The organism is Cupriavidus sp. HPC(L) (assembly GCF_000307735.3).
Taxonomy (GTDB): Bacteria; Pseudomonadota; Gammaproteobacteria; order Burkholderiales; family Burkholderiaceae; genus Cupriavidus.
Genome location: NZ_AMPR02000121.1, coordinates 1 through 8,534 on the forward strand (window position 1 = coordinate 1; position 8,534 = coordinate 8,534).

The following is an 8,534-nucleotide window of genomic DNA, read 5'->3' on the forward strand; positions in this document are numbered from 1 at the left end:
ACCGGCAATCAACCGGCGATCAACCCGCCGATCCAGCGGGCATCAATCGGCCTTCACCGGCTCGATCGCCATCTCCTTGAGCCTGAGCTCGACCGCCTTGCCCTTGCGCGCGCGCTTGCCGACATAGGGCAGCAGGTTCGCGCCGGCCAGCTTCTGCGACGTCGCCTTGCCGCCTCGGCCGAGCCCGGACACCATCAGTCCGGGCGCGCCCACCGCGGCGACCTGCTGCAGCGTTTCCTTCGGTTCCAGCTCCATCAGGATCACGCCGCGTCCGCCGCCGGACAGCACCTTGATCTCGTCGAGCGCGATCAGCAGCAGGCGGCCATTGCCCGACAGGCAGGCCACGTGCGTCGCCTCGTCGCCGATCGGCGCGGGCGAGAGCGGCGCGTCGCCATCGTCGAGCGTCAGGAACGACTTGCCGCCCTTCTGCCGGCTGATCATGTCACCGACCTTGCTCTGGAAGCCGTTGCCGCCGCGCGTCGCGATCAGCATGCGCTGATCGGCCGTGCCGGCGAACGTATGCGCGATCTGCGTGCCCGCCTGCAGCTCGACCAGCGTGGTCAGCGGCACGCCGTCGCCGCGGCCCCCGGGCAGGCCCGCGACCGGCACCGAATAGACGCGGCCATTGGTACCGAAGGCGAGCAGCACGTCGATCGTGCGGCATTCGAAGGTGCGGTACAGCGCGTCGCCCGCCTTGAAGGTGAACTGCTGCGGATCGTGCCCATGGCCCTGGCGCGTGCGCACCCAGCCCTTCTGCGACACCACCACGGTCACCGGTTCGTCGATCACGCGCACTTCCGCGGCGGCGCGGCGCTCTTCCTGGATCAGCGTGCGGCGCGGGTCCTTGTCGGCCGGGCTGTACTGCCTGGCGTCGGCCTCGATCTCCTTGACGATGCGACGACGCATCATGGTCTCGGACTTGAGCAGCACGTCGAGGTCGGCCTGTTCTTCGCGCAGGTCCTTCAGCTCCTGCTCGATGCGGATCGATTCGAGCCGCGCCAGTTGGCGCAGCCGGATTTCGAGGATGTCCTCAGCCTGCCGCTCGGACAGGCCGAAGGCCTGCATCAGCGCGGGCTTGGGCTCGTCGCCCTCGCGGATGATGCGGATCACCTCGTCGATATTGAGCAGCACCAGCATCCGGCCTTCGAGGATATGGATGCGGTCCTCGACCTTGCCCAGCCGGTGCCGGCTGCGGCGGGTCACCGTCTCGAAGCGGAAGGCGATCCATTCGCGCAGGATCTCGGCGAGGCCCTTCTGCCGCGGACGGCCGTCGGTGCCGATCATCACCAGGTTGATCGGCGCGCCGGTCTCGAGGCTGGTATGCGCGAGCAGCGTCTGCGCGAATTCCTGCTGGTCGATGTTCTTGCTCTTGGGCTCGAACACCAGCCGCACCGGCGCGTCCTTGCCGGACTCGTCGCGCACCGCGTCGAGCACGCCGAGCATGGTCTGCTTCAGCTGCAGCTGCTCGGGGGTCAGCGACTTCTTGCCGGCGCGGACCTTCGGATTGGTCAGTTCCTCGATTTCCTCGAGCACCTTCTGCGCCGAGGTGCCGGGCGGCAGCTCGTTGACCACCAGCTGCCACTGGCCGCGCGCCATGTCCTCGATGACCCAGCGCGCACGCACCTTCAGGCTGCCGCGGCCGCTCTCGTAGATCTGCGCGATGTCGGCCGGCGACGAGATGATCTGGCCGCCGCCCGGATAGTCCGGGCCCGGCATCAGCGCCAGCAGCTCGGCCAGCGTGATGTTCGGATTGCGGATCATCGCGACCGTGGCCGCGGCGACCTCGCGCAGGTTGTGCGGTGGGATTTCGGTGGCCATGCCGACCGCGATGCCGGACGCGCCGTTGAGCAGCACGAACGGCAGCCGCGCCGGCAGCAGCTTGGGCTCTTCCATCGAGCCGTCGTAGTTCGGCGCGAAGTCGACCGTGCCTTGGTCGATCTCGTCGAGCAGCAGCCGCGCGATCGGCGTCAGCCGCGCCTCGGTGTAGCGCATCGCCGCGGCGCCGTCGCCGTCGCGCGAGCCGAAGTTACCCTGGCCGTCGATCAGCGGATAGCGCAGCGAGAAGTCCTGCGCCAGCCGCACCAGCGCGTCGTAGGCCGACTGGTCGCCGTGCGGGTGGAATTTGCCCAGCACGTCGCCGACCACGCGTGCCGACTTGACCGGCTTGGCGTCGGCGCGCAGGCCCATCTCGTGCATCGCGAACAGGATGCGGCGCTGCACCGGCTTCTGGCCGTCGGCCACCTCTGGCAGCGCGCGGCCCTTGACCACGCTGATCGCATAGTCCAGATAGGCGCGTTCGGCGTAGTGGGCGAGCGTCAGCGAATCAGCCGGCTCGTCGGGTTGAAACGTAATGTCTTGTTGTTCCATGGATGCTCAATACCTGCCGTCAGGGCCTTGATGGGCCGTCAGATGTCGGCCACGACTTCGTTGCCGCGTTCCTCGAGCCAGTTGCGCCGCTGCGCGGCCTCGCCCTTGCCCATCAGCATGTTCATCACGCCGACCGTCTTCGGCAGGTCGTACTCGCCGAGCGCCACCGGCAGCAGCCGGCGGGTGTCGGGGTTCATCGTGGTCTCCCACAGCTGCTCGGCGCTCATCTCGCCCAGGCCCTTGAAGCGCGAGATCTGCCACGCGCCTTCCTTGACGCCGTCCTTGATCAGCTTGTCCTGGATCGCCTCGAGTTCGCCGTCGTCGAGCGCGTACAGCTTCTGCGCGGGCTTCTTGCCGCGCGCCGGCGCGTCGACGCGATACAGCGGCGGACGCGCGACATAGACGTTGCCCTGCTCGATCAGCTTGGGGAAATGGCGGAAGAACAGCGTCAGCAGCAGCACCTGGATGTGCGCGCCGTCGACGTCGGCGTCCGACAGGATGCAGATCTTGCCGTAGCGCAGGTTCGACAGGTCCGGCTCGTCGTCCGGGCCGTGCGGGTCCACGCCGATCGCCACCGCGATGTCGTGCACCTCGTTGTTGGCGAACAGGCGGTCGCGCTCCGTCTCCCAGGTGTTCAGCACCTTGCCGCGCAGCGGCAGGATCGCCTGGAATTCCTTGTCGCGGCCCATCTTGGCCGAGCCGCCGGCCGAATCGCCCTCGACCAGGAACAGCTCGTTGCGCGACACGTCGGTCGATTCGCAGTCGGTCAGCTTGCCGGGCAGCACGGCCACGCCGGAGCCCTTCTTCTTCTCGACCTTCTGCGCGGCGCGCGTGCGCGCCTGGGCCTGGCGAATCACCAGCTCGGCGAGCTTCTTGCCATAGTCGACATGGTGGTTCAGCCACAGCTCCAGCGCCGGCCTGCTGAAGGTCGAGACCAGCCGCACCGCGTCGCGGCTGTTCAGCCGTTCCTTGATCTGGCCCTGGAACTGCGGGTCCAGCACCTTGGCCGACAGCACGAAGGAGGCGCGCGCGAACACGTCCTCGGACATCAGCTTGACGCCCTTGGGCAGCAGCGCGTGCATCTCGATGAAGCTCTTGACCGCCTGGAACAGGCCCTCGCGCAGGCCGGATTCGTGCGTGCCGCCGGCCGGCGTCGGAATCAGGTTCACATAGGACTCGCGCACCGGCGCGCCTTCCTCGGTCCAGGCCACCACCCACGACGCGCCCTCGCCCTCGGCGAAGCCCTCCTCGCCGGCATTGGCATCGGGATCGGCGAAATGCTCGCCCTCGAACATCGGAACCACCAGCTCGGCGCCGCTGCCTTGCGCCAGCGCCTCGATCAGATAGCCCTTCAGGCCCTGGTCGTACTGCCAGGTCTGCACGGTCGGCTCCTGGCCGCCGCTCTTCTCGATGACCAGCGTGACCTTGACCCCGGGCAGCAGCACTGCCTTGCTGCGCAGCAGCCGCTGCAGTTCGGCCAGCGGAATCGTGGCCGAATCGAAGTACTTCGGATCGGGCCAGACCTGCACCCGCGTGCCGTTCTTCTTCTCGCCGCGCTCGATCTTGCGCGTGGTCAGCGGCGTGGTCACGTCGCCGCCGGAGAAGGTCAGCGTGGAGAAATTGCCGTCGCGCCAGACCGAGACGTCCAGCCGGGTCGACAGCGCGTTGGTCACCGACACGCCAACGCCGTGCAGGCCGCCCGAGAACGCGTAGGCGCCGCCCTTGCCCTTGTCGAACTTGCCGCCCGCGTGCAGCCGCGTGAAGACGATCTCGACGACCGGCACCTTTTCCTCGGGATGGATGCCGACCGGAATACCGCGGCCGTCGTCCTCGACGCTGACGCTGCCGTCGCGATGCAGCGTGACGACGATCTCGCTGCCGAAGCCGCCCAGCGCCTCGTCGGAGGCGTTGTCGATGACCTCCTGCACGATATGCAGCGGGTTGTCGGTACGGGTGTACATGCCGGGTCGTTGCTTGACCGGCTCCAGTCCTTTCAGGACGCGGATGGAAGATTCGCTGTACTGACTGGGTTTGCTCGCCATGGAGTCGTTACGAAAGTGGGAATCGCGGCCGCCGGACATCCGCATCGGGAGGGCCGGCCAAGCCGGGCAGCCTGCATTGTAATGGAACGCTGCAGGCGCCAATCCCGTATCAAGCGGGGAATTCTGCCCGTTCCAGCAGGGACGGCGTCCCAGGCCGCGGCCGAGCCGAAGGCTCGCCGGCGCGGCCAGCGGGCCACTCCCTCCGCATAAAACCCTGGCCGGCCGGGTGAATTCGGCGGCGGCCGACGCGCCTTTTCGATGCGGAGTACACTCGCCAGCACGATTGCCCGGCAGGGCAAGACGACGGCAACGAACAACACAACAACGACAACAGCAACACCCTCCGGACCGAGCCAGACATGCCAAGAAAACCACTCTCCCTGACCACCGTGCTGATCTGCGGGGGCCTGCTCGTCACGCTGTCGATGGGCATCCGCCACGGCTTCGGCCTGTTCAACCTGCCGATCACGCAGGCGCACGGCTGGAGCCGCGAAACCTTCGCCTTCGCGCTGGCGCTGCAGAACCTGATGTGGGGCGCGGCGCAGCCCTTTGCCGGCGCGCTGGCCGACAAGTTCGGCGCGCTCAAGGTGATGCTGGTCGGCGTGGCGCTGTACGTGGCGGGTCTGGTCGTGATGGCGATGGCCAGCAGCGGCACCGCGTTCGCCTCGGGCGCCGGCATCATGATCGGCATCGCGCAGGCAGGCACCACCTACAGCGTGGTCTACGGCGTGATCGGGCGCGTCGCCAGCCCCGAGAAGCGGGTCTGGGCGATGGGCATCGCCGCGGCGGCCGGCTCGTTCGGCCAGTTCCTGATGATTCCGGTCGAGCAGAGCCTGATTTCGGGCGTGGGCTGGCAGAACGCGCTGTTCGTGCTGGCGGTGATGGCCTGCATGATGCTGCCGCTGGCGATCGCACTGCGCGAGCCCGACCAGGGCGGCGCGGCGCACGGCCATCGCCAGACCATCGGCCAGGCGGTCAAGGAAGCGTTCGGCAACCGCAACTTCCAGCTGCTGACGCTTGGCTATTTCGTCTGCGGCTTCCAGGTGGTCTTCATCGGCGTGCACCTGGCGCCGTACCTGAAGGACCGCGGCTTCACCGATCCCAAGGTCGCCACCGTGGCGCTGGCACTGATCGGGCTGTTCAACGTGTTCGGCACCTATACCGCCGGCGCGCTGGGCCAGCGCATGCCCAAGCGCTATCTGCTGTCGTTCATCTACCTGAGCCGCTCGATCGTGATCGCGGCCTATCTGCTGCTGCCGCTGTCGGCGTTCAGCACCTGGGTGTTTGCCGCGCTGATGGGCGCGCTGTGGCTCTCCACGGTGCCGCTGACCAACGGCATCATCGCCCAGGTGTTCGGCGTGCAGTACCTGTCGATGCTGTCGGGCGTGGTGTTCTTCTCGCACCAGATCGGCAGCTTCCTTGGCGCGTGGCTGGGCGGCTATCTGTACGACCGCACCGGCGCCTACGACATCGTCTGGGGCATCGCGATCGCGCTCGGCGTGGTCGCGGCGCTGGTCAATCTGCCGATCCGCGAGCAGGCGCTGGTGCGCCCGCAGGCGGCGGCCGCCTGACCATGACGACCCGCGTGCTGCGGATCATGGGCGCCGCCACGCTGGCGGCGGCGCTGGTGCTCGGCTTTATCGGTTATCTGCAGCCCGGGTTCATGGTCGATGTGACCAATATGGTGCTGGCCTGGTGCGGGTGAGGGATTTGGGCGCCCAATGCCCTCTCCCCCGCCCCTCTCCCGCGCGCGGGAGAGGGGAGAAAACCGGGGGGCCTCGATGAGCCGACGCGGCCTCTCCCGCTTGAGGAGAGGGGAAAAAACCGGCGGGACTGATGAGCCGACGCGGCCTCTCCCGCCTTGGGAGAGGGAGAAACCGGCGGCATTCGACGAACCAGCACTCCCCCCGATGAACCGACACTCCCCTCTCCCGCTTGCGGGACAGGGCCCGGGGGAGAGGGCAGCCTGCCGAAAGCGCCCGCGCCCTAGCCTTCGCCGCGGCGCTTGGCCTCCAGCAACTCCCAGCGCTCCAGCGCTTCCAGCAGTTCCATCTCGATCTCGTCGAAGCGCGCCGCCAGCTGCGCGGCGCGCGGCGGGTCGCTGGCATACAGCGAGCCGTCCTCGAGCTGCCCGCCGATGGTCTTCTGCTCGGCCTCCAGCGCGGCGATGCGCTCGGGCAGCGCGTCGAGTTCGCGCTGCTCCTTGTACGACAGCTTGACGGTCCGGTTGGCGCCGCGCGCATCGCGCCCCGCCGCCTTGGCCGCTTCGTCACCGCCGGCGGGCTTGCCGGTCTCGGTGGCCTTGCGTTCCGCGCCCCGCTCCGCTCCCTTCTGGCCCTGCGCGGCCGCGCTGCGCTCCGACTGCTGGACCCAGTCCGAATAGCCCCCGACATACTCGCGCCAGCGCCCCTCGCCTTCCCACGCGATCGTCGAGGTCACCACGTTGTCGAGGAAGGCGCGGTCGTGCGACACCAGGAACACGGTGCCGCCGTAGTCCTGCAGCAGTTCCTCCAGCAGTTCCAGCGTCTCGATATCGAGGTCGTTGGTCGGCTCGTCGAGCACCAGCACATTGGCCGGCCTTGCAAACAGCCGCGCCAGCAGCAGCCGGTTGCGCTCGCCGCCCGACAGCGACTTGACCGGCGAACGCGCCCGCTCGGGCGCGAACAGGAAATCGCCCAGATAGCTCATCACGTGCTTGCGCTGGCCGTTGACCTCGACCCAGTCGCTGCCGGGGCTGATGGTGTCGGCCAGCGACGTCTCCAGATCCAGCTGCGTACGCATCTGGTCGAAGTACGCAACCTGCAGATTGCTGCCGTTCTTGACCACGCCCGCGTCCGGCGCCAGTTCGCCGAGGATCAGCCGCAGCAGCGTGGTCTTGCCCGCGCCGTTCGGCCCGATCAGGCCGACCTTGTCGCCGCGCATGATGGTGCCGGTGAAGTCGCGCACCACGGTGCGCTCGCCAAAGGACTTGGTCACGCCGGTCAGTTCGGCGACGATCTTGCCCGAGCGCTCGGCCTGCGAGACCTCGAGCTTCACATTGCCCTGCACCTCGCGCCGCGCCGCCCGTTCGGCACGCATCGTCACCAGCCGCTGGATGCGCGCGACGCTGCGCGTGCGGCGGGCCTCCACGCCCTTGCGGATCCACACCTCCTCCTGCGCGAGCAGCTTGTCGAACTTGGCCTGCTCGACCTGCTCGGCCGCCAGCATCTCGGCCTTGCGCGTCTGGTAAGCGGCGAAGTTGCCGGGGAAGGACACCAGCTTGCCGCGATCGAGCTCGACGATGCGCGTGGCGACGCGATCGAGGAACGCACGATCGTGGGTAATCAGCAGCACGCTGCCGCGAAAGCCCAGCAGCAGATCCTCGAGCCAGCGGATCGCCTCGACGTCGAGATGGTTGGTCGGCTCGTCGAGCAGCAGGATGTCGGGCTCGGCCACCAGCGCCTGCGCGAGCGCCACGCGCTTGCGCGTGCCGCCCGACAGCGCGTCGACGCGCGCAACCGGATCGAGGCCCAGCCGCGCCAGTGTCGTCTCGACGCGCGTGCGCAGCTGCCAGGCATCGGCCGCGTCGAGCTCCGACTGCAGCCGATGCAGTTCGGCCAACGTGGCCTCGTCGTGATGCTCGGCCAGCCGGTTGGCGGCATGTTCGTAGGCGACCAGCAGGTCGTGGGCGGCGCCCATGCCCTGGGCGACCGCATCGAACACCGTCAGCTGCGCCGCGAACTCGGGCTCCTGCGGCACATAGGCGGTGGTGATGCCCTGCTGGCGCGCGATCAGCCCGTCGTCGGGCGCGGCCTGTCCGGCCACGATCTTCAGCAGCGAGGACTTGCCCGAGCCGTTGCGGCCGATCAGGCCGACCCGTTCGCCGGCCTCCAGCGAAAAGTCGGCGTGGTCGAGCAGCGCCACATGGCCAAAGGCCAGCTGGGCGTCGGAAATGGAGAACAGGGCCATGACAGCGAAGGAAGGAGGCGCGAAACCAGCGCGCGAAATGAAGGGTCGCGAGCGCCGAGGCCGGCGCGGAGGACGCGGCGCGAGCCTGGCACGGCGCGCGTCATGCCGGATCGGCGGCGAGCCGGCATTGTAGAGCATGCGCGGGAGCGGCGCGCCCGCCGCGGACGGCGGGCTAGC

At 68.5% G+C, this 8,534-nt stretch carries 5 protein-coding genes; 2 read left to right on the forward strand and 3 right to left on the reverse strand.

Annotated features, from left to right (window positions below):
* Positions 1–42: 42 nt before the first annotated feature.
* Both parC and B551_RS09100 read right to left on the reverse strand, forming a co-directional pair.
* Positions 43–2,367, reverse strand: a complete 2,325-nt coding sequence (gene parC / locus B551_RS09095) for a DNA topoisomerase IV subunit A (RefSeq protein ID WP_006578371.1) — start codon at positions 2,365–2,367, stop codon at positions 43–45.
* A 38-nt stretch (positions 2,368–2,405) separates the two neighbouring features.
* Complete coding sequence (locus B551_RS09100; RefSeq protein WP_023263933.1) at positions 2,406–4,409, reverse strand: DNA topoisomerase IV subunit B; 2,004 nt, start codon at positions 4,407–4,409, stop codon at positions 2,406–2,408.
* Between the two features lie 359 nt (positions 4,410–4,768).
* Between B551_RS09100 and B551_RS09105 the strand changes: the two genes are divergently transcribed.
* Together B551_RS09105 and B551_RS27250 are read left to right on the forward strand one after the other, a co-directional pair.
* Complete coding sequence (locus tag B551_RS09105; RefSeq protein WP_023263934.1) at positions 4,769–5,980, forward strand: MFS transporter; 1,212 nt, start codon at positions 4,769–4,771, stop codon at positions 5,978–5,980.
* A 2-nt stretch (positions 5,981–5,982) separates the two neighbouring features.
* The gene (locus B551_RS27250) at positions 5,983–6,114 is read left to right on the forward strand and encodes a hypothetical protein (RefSeq protein ID WP_006578368.1); all 132 of its coding nucleotides are present in this window, start codon (positions 5,983–5,985) and stop codon (positions 6,112–6,114) included.
* 281 nt (positions 6,115–6,395) lie between these two features.
* On the opposite strand, the gene B551_RS09110 is transcribed toward B551_RS27250, so the two are convergent.
* A complete protein-coding gene (locus tag B551_RS09110) occupies positions 6,396–8,357 on the reverse strand; it encodes an ATP-binding cassette domain-containing protein (RefSeq protein WP_023263936.1) in 1,962 nt (653 codons plus the stop codon).
* Positions 8,358–8,534: the final 177 nt, after the last annotated feature.